This is a genomic window from Halanaerobium saccharolyticum, from assembly GCF_003053565.1.
In the GTDB taxonomy this organism is placed as follows: domain Bacteria; phylum Bacillota; class Halanaerobiia; order Halanaerobiales; family Halanaerobiaceae; genus Halanaerobium; species Halanaerobium saccharolyticum_B.
In genome coordinates this window covers 19,764-36,621 of the sequence record NZ_QAXS01000024.1, presented here as the reverse complement: position 1 = coordinate 36,621, position 16,858 = coordinate 19,764, and the positions used below count along the sequence as shown (strand labels likewise).

At 30.5% G+C, this 16,858-nt stretch carries 15 protein-coding genes; 13 read left to right on the top strand and 2 right to left on the bottom strand.

Annotation, left to right across the window (positions count from 1 at the left end):
- Nucleotides 1-4: 4 nt before the first annotated feature.
- The 12 genes from flgK (at nt 5) to C8C76_RS09880 (ending at nt 14,711) form a co-directional block, all read left to right on the top strand.
- A complete protein-coding gene (gene flgK / locus C8C76_RS09935; protein WP_108141211.1) occupies nt 5-1,720 on the top strand; it encodes a flagellar hook-associated protein FlgK in 1,716 nt (571 codons plus the stop codon).
- A 19-nt stretch (nt 1,721-1,739) separates the two neighbouring features.
- Entirely contained in the window at nt 1,740-2,633 is an 894-nt protein-coding gene (gene flgL / locus C8C76_RS09930; protein WP_108141209.1) for a flagellar hook-associated protein FlgL, read from the top strand.
- Between the two features lie 190 nt (nt 2,634-2,823).
- A complete protein-coding gene (locus C8C76_RS09925; protein WP_108141207.1) occupies nt 2,824-3,786 on the top strand; it encodes a flagellin N-terminal helical domain-containing protein in 963 nt (320 codons plus the stop codon).
- 87 nt (nt 3,787-3,873) lie between these two features.
- Nucleotides 3,874-4,245: a flagellar protein FlaG gene (locus C8C76_RS09920; RefSeq protein WP_108141205.1), complete on the top strand. Its 372-nt coding sequence runs from the start codon at nt 3,874-3,876 to the stop codon at nt 4,243-4,245.
- A 16-nt stretch (nt 4,246-4,261) separates the two neighbouring features.
- A complete protein-coding gene (fliD, locus tag C8C76_RS09915; RefSeq protein WP_108141203.1) occupies nt 4,262-5,659 on the top strand; it encodes a flagellar filament capping protein FliD in 1,398 nt (465 codons plus the stop codon).
- Nucleotides 5,660-5,751: 92 nt separating this feature from the next.
- Nucleotides 5,752-9,945 (top strand): TDP-N-acetylfucosamine:lipid II N-acetylfucosaminyltransferase, encoded by a 4,194-nt coding sequence (locus C8C76_RS09910; protein ID WP_108141201.1) that lies wholly within the window; start codon nt 5,752-5,754, stop codon nt 9,943-9,945.
- A gap of 32 nt (nt 9,946-9,977) precedes the next feature.
- Entirely contained in the window at nt 9,978-10,844 is an 867-nt protein-coding gene (gene rfbA / locus C8C76_RS09905) for a glucose-1-phosphate thymidylyltransferase RfbA (RefSeq protein WP_108141199.1), read from the top strand.
- Between the two features lie 25 nt (nt 10,845-10,869).
- The gene (locus C8C76_RS09900; RefSeq protein ID WP_108141197.1) at nt 10,870-11,430 is read left to right on the top strand and encodes an acyltransferase; all 561 of its coding nucleotides are present in this window, start codon (nt 10,870-10,872) and stop codon (nt 11,428-11,430) included.
- A 19-nt stretch (nt 11,431-11,449) separates the two neighbouring features.
- Nucleotides 11,450-12,568 (top strand): DegT/DnrJ/EryC1/StrS family aminotransferase, encoded by a 1,119-nt coding sequence (locus C8C76_RS09895; RefSeq protein ID WP_108141195.1) that lies wholly within the window; start codon nt 11,450-11,452, stop codon nt 12,566-12,568.
- Nucleotides 12,569-12,594: 26 nt separating this feature from the next.
- Nucleotides 12,595-13,167: a hypothetical protein gene (locus C8C76_RS09890; RefSeq protein WP_108141193.1), complete on the top strand. Its 573-nt coding sequence runs from the start codon at nt 12,595-12,597 to the stop codon at nt 13,165-13,167.
- An 18-nt stretch (nt 13,168-13,185) separates the two neighbouring features.
- Nucleotides 13,186-14,223: a dTDP-glucose 4,6-dehydratase gene (gene rfbB / locus C8C76_RS09885; protein WP_108141191.1), complete on the top strand. Its 1,038-nt coding sequence runs from the start codon at nt 13,186-13,188 to the stop codon at nt 14,221-14,223.
- Between the two features lie 62 nt (nt 14,224-14,285).
- The gene (locus tag C8C76_RS09880; protein WP_108141189.1) at nt 14,286-14,711 is read left to right on the top strand and encodes a hypothetical protein; all 426 of its coding nucleotides are present in this window, start codon (nt 14,286-14,288) and stop codon (nt 14,709-14,711) included.
- A gap of 209 nt (nt 14,712-14,920) precedes the next feature.
- Here the strand turns inward: C8C76_RS09880 and C8C76_RS09875 are convergent, their stop codons facing one another.
- Together C8C76_RS09875 and C8C76_RS09870 are read right to left on the bottom strand one after the other, a co-directional pair.
- Nucleotides 14,921-15,382: a transposase gene (locus C8C76_RS09875; RefSeq protein WP_108141187.1), complete on the bottom strand. Its 462-nt coding sequence runs from the start codon at nt 15,380-15,382 to the stop codon at nt 14,921-14,923.
- Nucleotides 15,327-16,163 carry an IS110 family transposase gene (locus tag C8C76_RS09870; protein ID WP_146161858.1) on the bottom strand — a complete coding sequence of 279 codons (837 nt, stop codon included), beginning with the start codon at nt 16,161-16,163 and terminating at the stop codon, nt 15,327-15,329. Before C8C76_RS09870 ends, C8C76_RS09875 begins: the two co-directional genes overlap by 56 nt.
- Before the next feature lie 354 nt (nt 16,164-16,517).
- Here C8C76_RS09870 and C8C76_RS09865 point away from each other — a divergent pair, with 354 nt between their 5' ends.
- Nucleotides 16,518-16,793 (top strand): hypothetical protein, encoded by a 276-nt coding sequence (locus C8C76_RS09865; protein WP_146161857.1) that lies wholly within the window; start codon nt 16,518-16,520, stop codon nt 16,791-16,793.
- The last annotated feature ends 65 nt before the right edge of the window (nt 16,794-16,858 follow it).

Below are 16,858 nucleotides of genomic sequence, written 5' to 3'. Positions count from 1 at the left end.
TAAGATGAATAACATATTTAGCGGTCTTCATGTCGGGCTGAGAGCCTTAGAAACTCAGAGGAAATCTCTCGATGTGACCGGACACAATATAGCAAATGCAAATAATGAAGATTATAATAAACAGCGAGCAATACATAAAGCTTCTTATCCATATACAGCCCCCGGGCTTTCCAACCACGGAGGAGCCGGACAGTTTGGAACCGGAGTTGAAATTGAACAGGTTGAGCGGGTTAAAGATCAATTTATTAACTCTCAAATTTTTAAGGAAAACCAGAGCTCTGCCTACTGGGATGAAATGGAGCGGGGTTTGGAGAAGGTAGAATACATTATGAATGAGCCTTCTGATTCCGGAATCGATACAGCAACCAACCAGTTCTGGAACTCACTCCAGGATTTAAGCAATAACCCAAGTGATAATGCAGCCCGGAATATGGTGCGCGAAAATGCCTATAATTTAATTGATTCTTTTCAGAGTGTAGAAAATCAGCTCAAAGGTTATAAGGAAAGCATCAATGATAATTTAGCAAATGCAGTTACAGATATTAATCAGCTTTCAACTAAAATTGCTGATTTAAATAAACAGATTGTTTCAGTTAAGGGTAGTGGCCAGAATCCAAATGATCTTTTAGATCAGAGAGATGCTCTTTTTAAGGAAATGAATCAGATGTTAAATGTTCAGGCAAGAGAAGATGCTCAGGGTAATTTAATTGTTTCAACAAATGGTATGCAGCTGGTTAACGGCTCAGATGCTTACAATCTAGAAATTGAGCCCGGAGAGCCCGGCAAATTTAACGATCAGATTATTCACAGCCGAACCGGAACAGAAATTAAACCGACAAATGGTAAGGTTGCAGCCTGGCAGGAGATGAGAGATGAGAAACTTGATTTTTACTCAGGCAGGCTAAATAAGATGGCAGCTACAATGGTGGAAGAGTTTAACACTCAGCATAAAAAAGGCTATGATGCCAGTGGTGTTGATGGAGAAAACTTTTTTCAGCCGGTTTCTGAAAATAGTACAGAAAGTGTTATTTCTCAGCTTGATCTGACAGCGGCTATCAAAGATCTGGACACCGGTCTGGATAAGATAGCAGCCGGAAATAAAAATATTGATTCTTTTGTAGAGATTGACACTCTCGGTAATGATTTGAGTGGAAATTATCAGGTGGAAGTTACAGAAGGGGCAACAGCTGATGAGTTTGAATTAAAGATTAGTGATTCAGATGGTAATCAGGTTTATCCTGCAACAGCTGGTGATTCAGTAACAGTTAATGCTGGAGATCCAGTTAACTTAAATGTAGATAATGGTAATATATCAATAGATACTGATCCTGACACTGATGATCCTGGAGATTTCACTTTAACATTTACTGACACAGGCAAGAAAAATATTAGTTTAAATAAGAGTATTGGTAATGGTGAAAATGCAAATGCTCTTGGAAACATCTTCAACAGTGATTCGGTAATCGAAGGAACCTCTCTAGAAGGTTATTTTAGAACAATTGTAACTTCTGTGGGAGCTGAATCATCAAGAGCTCAGAAGATGAAAAACAACCAGGATGCTGTTTTAAAACAGCTTGATACTCTAGATAGAAGTGTATCCGGGGTTTCACTTGATGAAGAGATGGCTAAATTAATTAAATACCAGCAGTCATACAATGCAGCAGCTAAATATATAACAAAAACTGAAGAACTACTCGATTCACTAATGACAATAGTTTAAATTATAGGAGTTGACAGCAATGCGAGTTACAAACTCAATGATGGTTAGAAATATGTTGGATCATCTTAAAAATAATATGGGAGATTTAAATGACTTAAATGAGCAGCTAAGTTCAGGTAAGTTATTCCAGAGACCTTCTGATGCTCCAATTAAGGTTTCAGATAGTATGAATTATAAATCACAGTTAAATAGAAATTCTCAGTTTCAGCGAAATCTTAATCAGGCTGAAAACTGGTTAAATACAACAGAAAGTTCTCTTAAAAGCGGAACTGAAGTTATTCAGAGAGCAAGAGAGTTAACAATCTATGCAGCCAATGATTCGATGACTCCTGATGATCGGAAAATGGTGGCTAAAGAGATGAAAGAGCTGAGAGATGAGTTAGTAGATATCTCCAATGCTAAACTTGGTGACAGCTATATTTTCTCTGGGCAGAATACAGAGGCAAAGCCTTTTGAAGTAGTTGATGGTGGTCCAGATAATCATGTTAAGTATAATGGTGACACCAATAGTGTAAGTAGAAGGTTAAACGAAAATGTAGAGATGGATATCAGTTTAACGGGAAAAGAAGTTTTTAAAGCTGAAATTGAAAATATTAATAAAATCTATAATCAGTTGGAAGATGCCAGTGTTTCAGGTGAGGATATTGGTAGTAACCTATCAGAAATGGATGATTCAATCAATAAATTTGCTGAACTTAGATCTGAAGTTGGTGGAAAGCTGCAGCGGACAGGAAATATCATTAGTAGACTGGAAGCAAATGAAGTTCACCTTAGAAGTTTAAAATCCAAAAATGAAGATGCTGATTTAGCTGAGGTAATAACAGAACTTAAAATGGAAGAAACAGTTTACAGAGCTTCTTTAGCCTCTGGCTCCAGAATTATGCAGCAGTCTTTAGTAGATTTTATTAGGTAGAACATAAATTTTAGTGGCTTTTATAACTATGGTTTAAAGAACACCATAGTTGTAATGGTTACTAAAACACCGTTGCTGGCAACACTATCGGCCGAAGTGTTGCTGCGGAGGTGCTCATATAACCAAAACAAATTAGATTTAACTGGCAAGGATGCCAGTAACAACACAAAATTTCAAGGAGGAATAAATAATGAGAATTAATACAAACGTTGCTGCGTTGAATTCATACAACCAGCTAAAAAACACACAGAATAACTTAAGTAAGTCTTTATCAAGGCTGTCTTCAGGTAAGAGAATTAATGGTGCTGCTGATGACGCTGCCGGTCTAGCTATTAGTGAGAAAATGAATGCTCAGACTAGAGGTTTAGCTCAGGCTCAAAGAAATGCTCAGGATGGCATATCAATGATCCAGACTGCTGAGGGTGCTCTTAAAGAAACTCACTCTATTCTACAGAGAATGAGAGAGTTAGCAGTACAATCTTCTAATGATACTCTTACAACAGAAGATAGAAATGAGATACAAAAAGAAATTAATCAATTAACAGAAGAAGTTCAAAGAATTGGTGTAACTACTGAGTTTAATACTCAACAATTATTAGATAGTAGTTTTACTGGAAAGAAAATTCATATTGGTGCAAATAAAGATCAGACTCTAGATGTTGATGTTTCTGATATGAGAGCTGTAGAAGTATCAACTGGTGGAACAGTTGATGCAGCTAAAGGCTTAGCAATTGGTGAGATAGGTGGTGCTGTAACTGCCACAATTGATGGAGCTACTGGTGTTACAGTAAATGAAATTTCTTTGCAATATACTGATGATACTGGTACTATGCAGACTGCCACAGGTCACTCAATAAGTGTTATAAGTCAAGTAGATGCTGAAGCTGCTATTGATACTTTCCAGAGTGCGATTGATGATGTATCTACTGAAAGGTCTAAATTAGGTGCTTTACAGAATAGATTAGATCACACTATAAATAACTTGAATACAGCTGAAGAAAACTTAACAGCTGCAGAATCTAGAATCTCTGATGTTGATATGGCTAAAGAGATGATGAGCTTCACTAAGAATCAGATCTTAAGTCAGGCTGGTACAGCTATGATGGCTCAAGCTAATCAGTTACCACAAGGAGTACTCCAGTTACTCGGCTAATTTCTTGAAGAGAACTAAATATACAATAACAATAAAGCCGGCCGGTTTTCCGGCTGGCTTATTTTTTAAGAAAGGGTGGAAGCTATTATGAAAGTAGATAGTGTGGAATCTCTTTCTAACCGTCAGATTATTAATAATAACAGCAATAATCACAGAACTAGAGTTAATAGAAATGATAATAGCAATCGTAAGCCTGAATCTCTTCGAGAAAAAGAAGAATATTCCGAGCAAGAACTTGAAGATGAAGTCAGAGAATCAGTTAAAGATATAAACGAAATAGTAGATAAAGTTAAAGAAGGACTTTCCTTTCAGATTCATGAAGATACAGAAAAGATCATGGTTAAGGTAGTTGACTTAAATACAGATGAAGTAATTAAAGAACTACCGCCAGAAGAGATGTTGGATCTACAAGCTAGAATTCATGAGATGGTAGGGATTTTGATAGATGAGACGGTTTAGGAAGAAGGTGTTATAAATGAGTGATTTAAGTCTTGGTGGTTTGGCTACGGGTATGGATACTCAGTCAATAATTAATCAATTAGTGCAACTAGAACAGCGTCCAATTTATAATTATCAGCAGGAAATATCTGAACTAGAGAAAACCAAGGATGCTTGGAGAGATATAAATAGTCGGCTTGATAAATTAGAAAATAAAACTACCGATTTAAAACTTTCTGCAACCTATAACTCTAAAAATGCTAATAGCAGCAATGAAGATGTAGTTGTAGCAACTGCAAGCAACTCATCTATAGAGGCTAATTATGATATAACTGTTAGAAGCACAGCTAAAGCACAAAGAATTTTTGGTAGTAAATTAGCAGATAATTATACTGCTTCAGTTGATGATACGATTACTATCAACGGTACTAATATTGCTATAAGTTCATCTGATACATTAAATGATATCAGTAATAAAATTAATGATTCTGAAGCAGGTGTTAAAGCTTCAATAGTGGATAATAGGCTTGTCTTAGAAGCTTCAAAAACTGGAGTTGATAATGCATTAAAAGATACTACAGATACTGGTGGACCGACAATATCAGATAATAATGGTATTTTGGAAGACCTAGGTGTTCTTAATGCTAGTGGAGAAATAGTTAATGAGCCACAACAGGCTTCAGATGCAGAGATTGAGATTAATGGAATTTCAGGTATTATAAGTTCTAACAATGAATTTTCTGATTCGGTAGAAGGTTTAACTTTCAATATTGATCCCGAAGCAGTTGTAGATAGTAATGCTACTATTTCAGTTGTTAAAGATACCGATAAAGCTACGAAAGCAGTGCAAGCTTTTGTTGATCAGTACAATAGCGTAATGAGTTTTATTGACACTAAAAATAGTTATGATTCTGGAACAAAAGAAAGTGGAATTCTTCAAGGTGATGGGACAGCTATGAGATTACAGATGAGATTAAGAGAAGTTGTTAATTCAAAAATAAAGGATACTGGAGATTATCAGACTTTAAATTCAATTGGTATAGAAATTGATCGTGATGGTGTTATGAGTCTAGATAGCACAAAATTGACTGAAGCGTTAGAAAACACTCCAGAAGAAGTTACAAACTTATTTCAGGCTGAGTCAGATGTTAATGGTTATGATGGTATGGCTGTTAAGATGGATAGTTCGCTTGACCAGATACTTCAATCAAATACTGGTTTGATTCCTAGAAGGATGGATTTTTTTGATGCTCGAATTGATACATTAAATGAAGATATAGAAAATATCCAAAGAAGAGTAGATATGACCAGAGAAAGATATGTTGAACAGTTTTCAGCTATGGAAGAAGCTATTTCCGAAATGCAGAGTCAGCAGAGCTGGATGATGAGTCAACTTTCTAGTATGGGCGGATCTTCTGTAACAGGTATGATGTAAATTTAGAATTTGAATTATTTTTATTTTCTAAAAGAGAAGCTTTAAAAAGTTCTTAGTGGCTTCTCTTTTTTTAGATTTTCAGGAGGAATATTATGTTATTAACAATTGGTATGATGGTAAAGAATGAAGCTAAACATTTAGAAGAATGTTTGGAGTCTTTAAGTCCAATACGTGAGGAATTAGATACAGAATTAATTGTTGTTGATACCGGTTCAGATGATAATACAGTAGATATTGCAAAAAAGTTTACAGATAATGTTTACTTTCATGAGTGGAATGATAATTTCTCTGAAATGAGAAATACTGTGATTAGTTATGCTAAAGGAGATTGGTATTTTTCTCTTGATGGTGATGAGATAGTTGAAAATCCTAAAACTATTATTAACTTTTTTAAAAGTGAAAAACATAAAAAATATAATACGTGTTTGGTTACTCAGAAAAACAATACAGATCTAAAAGGAGAAAGATTTTCTGAGATATTGGTGCCAAGATTATTTAAAAATGATGCTGATTTTCATTTTGAAGGGGCAGTACACAATCAACCTAAGTTTAAAAAGCCTTTATTTCAATTGAATACTATACTAGATCATTATGGGTATATATCTTCTGACAAAAAATTAATGGAAAAAAAGTTCAATAGGACATCAACAATTTTAAAGCAGGAATTAAAAAGAGATCCTAAAAATATATATTATTGGTATCAATTATCTAAAAGTTATTTAATGCATGATGATGAGAAAGAGGCTCTAAAAGCTATTGAAAAAGCTTATAATTTGGCCAAAAAAAATAAAGTAGAACTTAAAAATAGAATGTATATTTATATTCAGTTGGCGCAGGTGAAAATGATCTTTCAAAAACCACTTGAAACAAAAGAAATTTGTGAAGAAGCTCTACGAGTTAGGGATGGATATATAGATTTATATTATTATTTAGCCTGGGCACAGAGAAATGTTGGTTTAGAGGAAGAAGCAATAGAAAGCTATGAAAAATATTTGGATATATATAATAATTATGATGATTCAGTTTGCAAAAAAGACATTTCAGTTTCAGATAATACACTAAGTAATATAGAAGGTGTTTATACCAATTTAATAATTTTATATAATAAATATGAGAAACACAATAAAATCATCAATTACAGTGACAAATTAGCTAACGCAAAGTATTTAAAGAAAGTTGGATTTTTAATTGTTAAAGCTTATTACAATAATAATCAAATAAATGATTTAATTGATTATTATTGTAATTTAGAAGAAGATGAAAAATCAATAATAGTTTTAGATTTTGAAAAGCTAATTAATAGAAAAAAAAGTGAAGAACTAAATAACTTCATCAATAAATTAAGCGAATTAAAGGATAGCTATGGTTTGCTAAATAGAATAAGAAGTCAAATTAATAATAAGACTAGAAATAATTATAAAGAAGAATTATCTAAGTTGAAATACGAGGAATTACCTAATTTTTATGGGGATATTTTATATTTTATTTTTAATCAAAGTGATCTTTATTATTATGAAATTTTAAAAAATATTCGGGAAGAAAGTTTGAATAGGTTTATTAAATATTTAAATAGTAATCATGATGATTTAGCAGAAAAGATAATAAATTTTATTAATAATCAGGTTGAAGGAGTTTCAGAATTAAGAGTTAATAAATCTTTTTTGAGATACTTACTTGCTCTAGATAATGAAGTTGAGAAGACTAATAAAGATATTATTGATAATTATTTAAATGCTGGTACAAAATATATACAAAAAGTATATACTAAAGAAATTATTAGAAATGAATTGATATTTGAATTAAAAAATGAAGAAGAAGCTTTTTTGCTTTACATTCTGAAAGGATTTGCGGTTAAAGAATCTGAACTAAAGTCTTATATCAAATATTTGAGGAAAGCTATTGATATATACCCACCAATGAAAAAAGTTGTTGAAACTTTGATTTCAGAAATAAAAGAAGAACAGAATAAGATAAATGAAAAGATAGAAAGAAAGAAAAATGAATTTAAAAGAAGTATTGAAACCTTAATTAATAAGGGCCGACTAGAAGAATCTAAAAAATTAATTGTAGAATATAAAAATAATTTTGAAATGGATGCTGATATTTATTCAATGTTAGGTGTAATTGCTTTAAATAATGGTGATATTAATCAAGCGGAATTGAATTTTGAAAAAGGTTTAATTGATGACAACACTAATATTGATTTATTATATAATTTGGGATATGTATATGAGCAAAAGGGTAAATATCTTAAAGCTCTAGAATCTTATGAAAAAATGATATTTCAAATGGATGATTGTGCTGAAAGAAATGAAATGATTAAGTATATTAATGATTTTGAAGAAAACTATAAAGAGAGTATTCAAAGTCAATTAGAAAATAGAGATGAAAGTGGTATAGAATATATTGAAAATCCAAAATATAAATATGTGCATTTAATGTATGATAATTTTTACTGTAATAAATTTATGCATTTTACTAATGAACATTTTAATGAAAAAGAGCATTTGTATTTATTTATTGTTCCTGAAGGACATAATTTTAACTACGTTAATCCAAATGGTGCAAAAAATGCTAAAATAATTAATTTAAAAAATGATATTAACAAGCTAAACTATTATTTTAATAATACAAATAAAATATTTATCCATTATTTATTTGGTCATATTTGTAGAACTTTAATAAAGTTAGGAATTAAAAAAGAATTATTTTGGGTTTTATATGGTGGAGATTTATATAATCATATTGATAAAGAATTACATTCTAACAAAACAAAAGAATTTATGACTAAAATAGGATTTGAATTTAAATCTAACAAATCAAATTTGAATAAAGTTTATCGAAAATCATTAATAAGAGAATTGAATTTTGTTTTAACAAGTAAAAAAGGCGATTATGAGATTTTCAAAAATAATTTTATTAGTAATACAACAAGATTTGATTTTTTACATCCTTTGCCAGTTGATTTTGATCTTTTAGATGAAGAAAAGATTAAAATTAATGAAAAATATAATTTTGAAAATAAATATGAGAAAGTTTTATTGGTAGGTAATTCGGCTAATTCCCTAAATAACCACATAGATATCTTATATGAATTGAAAAGATATAATCTTAAAAACACCTGTATAATAATGCCTTTGTCATATTCAGGTCATGACAGATATATTAATCAATTAATTAAGAAAGGTAAAGAAATGTTTGGTGATAAATTTATTCCAATTACTGAATATTTACCTCATGATGTTTATTCTAATATTTTAAAACAAGTTGATGTGGCTATATTTAATCATAATCGTCAACAAGCTTTAGCAAATATAATTGCCTTATTATATTTAGGTAAAAAAGTTTATATTAAAAAAAATATTTCTTCATACAATTTCTTGACTTCTCAAGGATTAAAAGTTTATAAAATAAATGAATTAAAAAATAGTAATTCAATTAAAGAATTAGTTGAAATAGATTCTGAAATAAGTTCTAAAAATAGGACAAATGTTAAAGTTAATTTTAATATAAATCAGCGGAATAAAATTGCTGAGAAGATATTTAATAAAAGGAATGAATTCAAAATTATTGTTTTAGGAAATCAAAAATCTGGAACATCTGCTATAGCTCATTTATTAGCGGAATATGGACAGTTAAATAAAACTATTGATATTCCAAATTTATTAAATAATAATAAGTTGAAGGATGGAATATTAGAAAGCAAATATTTCTCTAATACTTTGATTAAAGAACCTACATTGACATTTTTTTATGAAGATCTATTAAAAAAATATCCAATAGCTAATTATATTTTTATAGTAAGACATCCTCTAGATAATATAAGAAGTATTTTAGATAGAGTAAATATTGCACCTGATAAATTGCCTTTATCTACGGAATATGTTAAAAATTCAAATATTAAAGATGCATGGAAAGACATATGTTTAGATTCGTTAAACATTAATGAGTATAATACTTTAACTGAGAATTTAGTCCATAGATGGCGTAGAGCGGTTAAAACATATTTAGAAAATAAGCAAAATTTTTATCTTGTTAAATATGAAGATTTTAATAATGATAAAATCAAAACAATCAAAAATCTAGGTTCTAAAATAGGAATTTCTGAAAAAGCAGATATAAGCAATATAATTAATTTGCAATTTCAACCCAAAGGTTCAAATAGAGAAAAAAATATTAATGAATTATTTAGTAAACAAATAATCAATAAAGTTGAAAGTATTTGTAAAGAAGAAATGTTTAATTTAGAATACGAATTTTATGGAGAAAAAAATAATATTGATTAAAGTAAATATTTAGCAATTGGAGTGAGTTAAAATTGAAAGGTATTATTTTAGCTGGTGGTAAGGGAACAAGATTATATCCAGCTACAAAATCAATCTCAAAACAAATTTTACCTATCTATGATAAGCCAATGATTTATTACCCGCTATCTGTTTTAATGTTAGCTGGAATAAGAGAAATATTAATTATTTCTACTGCAAAAGATTTACCATTGTTTGAAGAACTGCTTGGTGATGGCAGTCATTTGGGTTTAGAAATATCATACGAAGTTCAGTATGAACCAAATGGTCTGGCAGAAGCATTTATTATTGGTGAAGATTTTATTGGTGATGATAATGTTTCTTTAATCTTAGGTGATAATGTCTTTTTTGGTCAGGGGTTCAGTAATGTACTAAAAAGAAGCGCTAAGCTTGATAACGGTGCTGTGATTTTTGGGTATTATGTTAATAATCCTGAATCTTTTGGAGTAGTTGAATTTGATGAAGAGCAAAAAGTTATTTCTTTAAAAGAAAAACCAGTTAATCCTAAGTCAAATTATGTCGTTCCAGGATTATATTTTTATGATAATTCTGTTGTTAAAAAAGCTAAGAATCTTGAACCGTCTGATCGGGGAGAGTTAGAAATAACTGATTTAAATAAATTATATATGGAAGATGATAATTTAAATGTAGAACTTTTAGGTAGAGGTTTAGCATGGTTAGATACAGGAACTCATGATGGTTTATTAAACGCAGCAAATTTTGTTGAAGCTATTCAGAAAAGACAGGGTCTTTATATAGCCTGTGTTGAAGAGATTGCATATAGAAATGGTTGGATTGATAAAGAAGAATTGTTGAATTTAGCTGATTATTTGATTAAAACTGACTATGGTCATTACTTATTAAATTTGGCTAATAACTAATTTCTAGTGAAAGAGAGTTTTTAATATGAGCAATTATTATACAAAAAGAGAATTAAAAAAACTAGGTTTAAATTCTTATGGTGAAAATGTACTTATTAGTAAAAAAGCAAGCATCTATTCTCCAGAAAAAATAACTTTAGGTAATAATGTTAGAATTGATGATTTTTGTATTCTGAGTGGAAACATCTCTATTGGTAATTATGTTCATATCGCCCCATTTTGCGGACTTTTTGGTAGATTTGGTATTGAAATAGGTGATTATAGTACTACATCTTCTAAGGTGATGATTTATAGCAATTCTGATGATTATTCTGGAGAAAGCTTAGTTAATCCGATGATTCCAGGAAAATATAAAAATTTAGAAACCGGGAAAGTAATAATAGAAAAACATTTTATTATTGGGTCAGGAAGTGTTATTTTGCCAGGGGTCAATATTGAAACAGGTGTAGCAGTAGGTGCATTAAGTCTTGTGAAAAAAGATCTATCTTCCTGGGGGATATATTCTGGTGTACCAGTAAAAAAAATTAAAGATAGAAAAAAAGATTTGTTAGAGTTACAAAAAAAAATGGAATCAGATCTAAAATAAATTTTTAAGAGGGTAAAATATGCAACCATTTAAAAAGCCAATATATGTAACAAGGCCATTATTACCTTCAATTGATAATTATATAGATAGAATTGAAGATATATGGGAATCCAAATGGATAACTAATAATGGGCAGCAACATCAAAAGTTAGAAGAAGAATTAAAAGGTTATCTTAAAGCGGATAATCTATCTTTAATTAATAATGGGACTATAGCTTTACAAATAGCACTAAAAGCTTTAAATTTAACAGGAGAGGTTATTACAACTCCTTTTACTTTTGCAGCCACTCCTCATGCTATTAGTTGGAATAGTTTAAAACCAGTCTTTTGTGATATTGTTCCTGAAACTTTAAATATTGATACTGATAAAATAGAGGGATTAGTAACAGAAGAAACTTCAGCTATTTTAGCTGTTCATGTTTTTGGTACTCCTTGTAATGTAGAAAAAATAGATGAAATTGCAAGGAAGTATGATCTGAAAATTATTTATGATGGAGCACATGCCTTTGGTACTGAAATTAATGGAACTGCTATTGGTAATTATGGAGATATAACAATGTATAGTTTTCATGCGACTAAATTATTTAACACAATTGAAGGGGGAGCATTGGCCTGTAGTAATGAAAATTTGAAAGAAAAAATTAATTTATTACGGAACTTTGGAATAAAAAACGAAGAAGAAGTAGTTTCAATTGGTACGAATGGAAAAATGAATGAATTTCAGGCTGCGATGGGACTAGAAGTTTTAAAAAAAGTAGAAGAAGAAAGAAGAAGACGCAAAGAAATTAAAGGAGTTTATCATCAAGAGTTAGAAGATATTGATGGGATATCTTTTATCCCTGAGAGTAAAGATGTTAAAAGTAGCCAGCAATATTTAGTTATTAGAATAAACGAAGAAGTATTTGGATTATCTCGAGATGAAGTTTATGAAAAATTAAAAGAGTATAATGTCTTTTCTAGAAAATACTTTTATCCTTTATGCAGTAATTATGAAATGTATAATGACCTATCATCTTCTCAAAAAGAAAAATTGCCTGTAGCAAATAAAATAGTTAAAGAAGTTTTAGCTTTACCGTTTCATGGTGATTTAAACAAAAATGATGTTATTAAAATTTGTAATATAATAAAAGAATTATAATTTTAAGTCTCACAAAGGAGTATTATATGCTTATATACTTTAATAATGTAAAAATTGAACTGGATAGTAGTAATAAAGATGATATTTTAAATACAATTGAGTCTAAACTAGATAATGAGATTATTAAAACTATTTATCTTGATGATGTAGAATTTTCTTTAAAATATTTTCGAGAAGCTGAACTTGATTTAGAAAGATTTGAAGAAATTTATTTTGAAACTCAAAAAATAAATAAGTTAATTAATGAAACTGTCAAAGAAGCAGAAAATTATTTACCTAAATTAAAGACAGCTCTAAAAGAAAGTGCTCAGCTATTTAGAAAAAAAGATTATGATGAGGCATCACAGTTATTTAACCTGGCAGTTGATGGATTAGAATGGTATTTAAATATTTTAAACAGCATTGTTGATTTAAAAGAAAAAAATAATGACGTTGATGAGGTAAATAAATTACTAAATAAATTTAATATGGCTTTAAATAGAGCAATGATTTCTTTAAATCAAGAAGAATATAATGATTTTGCTGATTTGCTAGAAGTTGAAATTATTGAATATCTAGATAAATTACAAGGTTGTCACCAGGAACTATTAGAAAAATAAAATAAAGAGGTGATAAACATGAAAACATATTTAGTGACCGGTGGTGCCGGCTTTATTGGTAGCAATTTTATTAAATATCTATTAGAAGAATATCAAGATGTTAAAATTATATGTCTTGATAAATTGACTTATGCCGGTAATTGGGAAAATTTAGAAGAAGATATTAATAACAATCTTGATAAGCTTTTCTTTATAAAAGGCGATATAACTAACACTGAGCTCGTAGAATATATTTTTGATCAGTGGGATATTAATTATATAGTAAATTTTGCTGCAGAATCTCATGTTGATCGTTCAATAGAAGATGCTGAAATTTTTTTAAAGACCAATGTTTTAGGAGTTCAGAATTTATTAAATATAGCTAAAGATAAATGGGAACTTGGAGAAAGGAAATATAAAGATAATGTCAAATTTCTGCAGGTTTCAACTGATGAAGTTTATGGTTCTTTAGGTAAAGAAGGATATTTTACTGAAGAAACTAATATTCAACCTAATAGCCCTTATTCAGCTTCTAAAGCCAGTGCGGATATGTTAGTCCGTTCTTATAATGAAACTCATAATTTACCTACTTTAATCACAAGATGTTCTAATAATTATGGACCCTATCAATTTCCAGAAAAACTTATTCCTTTAATGATCAATAAGATTCTAAATGGAGAAGAATTACCTGTTTATGGTGATGGTCTAAATGTTAGAGATTGGTTATATGTAAAAGATCACTGTAAAGCTATAGATATGGTTTTAGAAAAAGGGAAACCTGGAGAAGTTTATAATATTGGTGGACATAATGAAGAAACTAATATTATGATTGTAAAAACATTAATTAAAGAAATAAGAAATTTATTAAAAGAAAATGATGAGTATAAAAAAGCTTTCAATACTGATTTTGATAATATAAATGAAGATTTAATTACTTTTGTTAAAGATAGACCGGGTCATGATAAAAGATATGCTATTGATCCCAGCAAAATAAAAAATGAAATAGGTTGGGAACCTACTATTAAACTTCAGGAAGGAATCAGCAAGACGGTTAAATGGTATATGAGCAAAAATTAATTTAAATAGGTGGTCAATATTTATTTGAACTATTATAAATCAAATCAAAGGAGTGACCAAAAATGTCTGCTGTAGAAAAAACCAACTCTGTCCTAACCCAAATTAAAAATCTCCTTGTCCAGAAACTTAACCAGTCAGAAAAAACTGAAACTCAACCAAAAAAAGGTGACAGATTTACCAAATCACAGCAGCCAGAAAAAATCACTTATGATTTAGAAGACTTTGCAGCTAATGATGCGGTTAAAAGACCGATCAAGATCAATAACAGCAATAATATCTTTTTTATTAATCACAATGACCGCAATAAAGCTGTAAAGATAGATCCGGGAGAATATAATCTAACAGAGATTCAGGCTGCTATTCAGCAGCAGGTTAACGAAGAATTCGGGATCGGTAAGGTTAGCCTTAAGATGACTGCCTCCGGTTCAGATCGCTTTATCTATGCTGAAGATAAGAAAGAAGAGCATATTTTAGATGAGCAGGTTTAGATAGATTAAAAGTTAAAGTATAGTAATTAGTAATACGGTAAGATGTCAAGAAGAAAAAAGAAAATAATTTAATTTATTTGGTTGAAAATAGTTAAATTAGGCATAGATTTATCTGCCTAGCCTGAATAGTAATTTTTACCAATTCAGCCCATGACTAAATAATAGATCTGATAGAAAATAAAGTAAACAGACTAATTTGCAATAATTATCTACCTCCGTGGTTGATATATTTCGCCTTTGCTTAGCAGAGCAAAAACGAGGCGGACAAATTTACGTGCTGTAAGCACGAGGGCTCTTTTGTGCTTGTGCTTTGGAACTTCATTATACTTTTTGTAGTAGTAGCTTTTGTACCTATCATTGTGTACTCTCAATGAATTAGCAGCTTCTACCAGGTAATATCTAAGATACTTATTACCCTTTTTAGTTAAATGAGTTTCTTCAGCAGTAAAAGAGCCGGATTGATGCTCGGTCCAGGTAAGACCGGCATATGAGGCGAGATTAGTTTCTTTATCAAAACGATGGATATCACCAATTTCAGAGATTATTCCAGCAGTTAGAACTGGACCAATTCCATTTACTGTAATTAAAGTCTGGGGTATTGTTTTTAGCTGTCTTTTATAGAACTCTTTTAAGTCTTTTATTTTGACTCTGATAAAATCTAATGTTATCAAATGTCATAGAAAGTGTCTGGGTGATTGCCTGATCTATTTCGGGTTTTAAACGGTATGAATTTCGAGTAGCTTTTTTGAGTGCAGTGGTTATTTTTTCAATTGGAGTAGAGCCACCTAATCTGTTATTGCTGTTTTGATGGAGAAATTCAGCCAACTCATGGACATCAGTATTAACTATTTCCCTAAGTGTATAGTTTTCCAGTAAAGCCATAGAGGCTTTAGTAAAAGTACCAAATGGAGACTTTTGCGTGAAATCTGAAAACTTAAGGAAGACCAGATTTAAAGCTCTAGTTTTTTCAGCTTTAATTTGCTGAGCAAGCTTGAATTTGTGACGGGTAATCTGTCTTAAAGCCCTGTAGAGTGCTTCAGGAGAGGATGAACTTTCAACTCTTCCAAAGCGTATTCTATCAGCTATTACCCAGGCATCAACACTATCATTTTTAGGTAAATCTGTATATGATTTTTTGAAATTGCTAACTACTTTAGGATTGACTGTGTATAATTGGAGTTTGAAATTGGAATTTAACTTTTCATGGTTTTTAATGAGTCGGTAGCAGTGTTCCCAGTAAACATTGGTAGCTTCCATGCCAACTTTAATAATATCTGGTTGGAGCAGGTTGGCATTATCAGCAATTAGATTAATTAGTTTTAAACAACCTGGTCTGTTGTTTTCAACTGAATAGGAGTAGAAAACATCTTCTCCCTGATCATCCATTGCACAAGCTACAAGAGAGTCTTTGGCAACATCAATACCGACAATCATTTTATTAATATGAATCACCTCCTTTGGTTTGGGAGTCTAAAAAAGATAACCAGATTTAGTCCCTGAAAAACTGAGAGATGGGCAGCCTCGCCATTAGTGTTCACCAGTAAGTTTTGAGTACAGAGGCAGCTGCCTGCTAAAGCAGCAGAAAACAGATGGGACACAACATACGGGTTAGGAGTTCATGTCAGCCTCAGGGGATCAAACTATTTAAGTAGTCATGTAAATACATGCTACAGGAGTGATTTAAATCTATCCTGGATATCTTTAAATATCATTATATCAGGGACTAAATCTAAAATTAATGGAAACAATCAAAGTTTTATTTAAATGGTGATATATTTCAATATCACTAAGTATATTATACGAGGAATGATTAAAGTGCAACTAAAAGTTCATGAGCTGGTGAAGATAATAAAGAAATTAAAAGAAGAAGTAAAGTCTAAACTTAAAATTGATGAAAATAAAAGATCTGAAGTGAAGAGAAGAAAAAGTAAACTTACTGAAGTAGAGTGGAAACTGAGAAATATGAGAGCTGCAGCACTAAAAATAAGCGATGAAGAATTAACAGCTGAAGAGGAAAAAGAACTGCAGGAGTATTTTAACTATCTTAAAACTGAGGTAAAGAGATGTGAAGTTTTTAGATAAAGTAATTATAAAGTTTTATAATATTTTTACTGTCTACTTGACAGGAACATGTTCATCGTTACAGT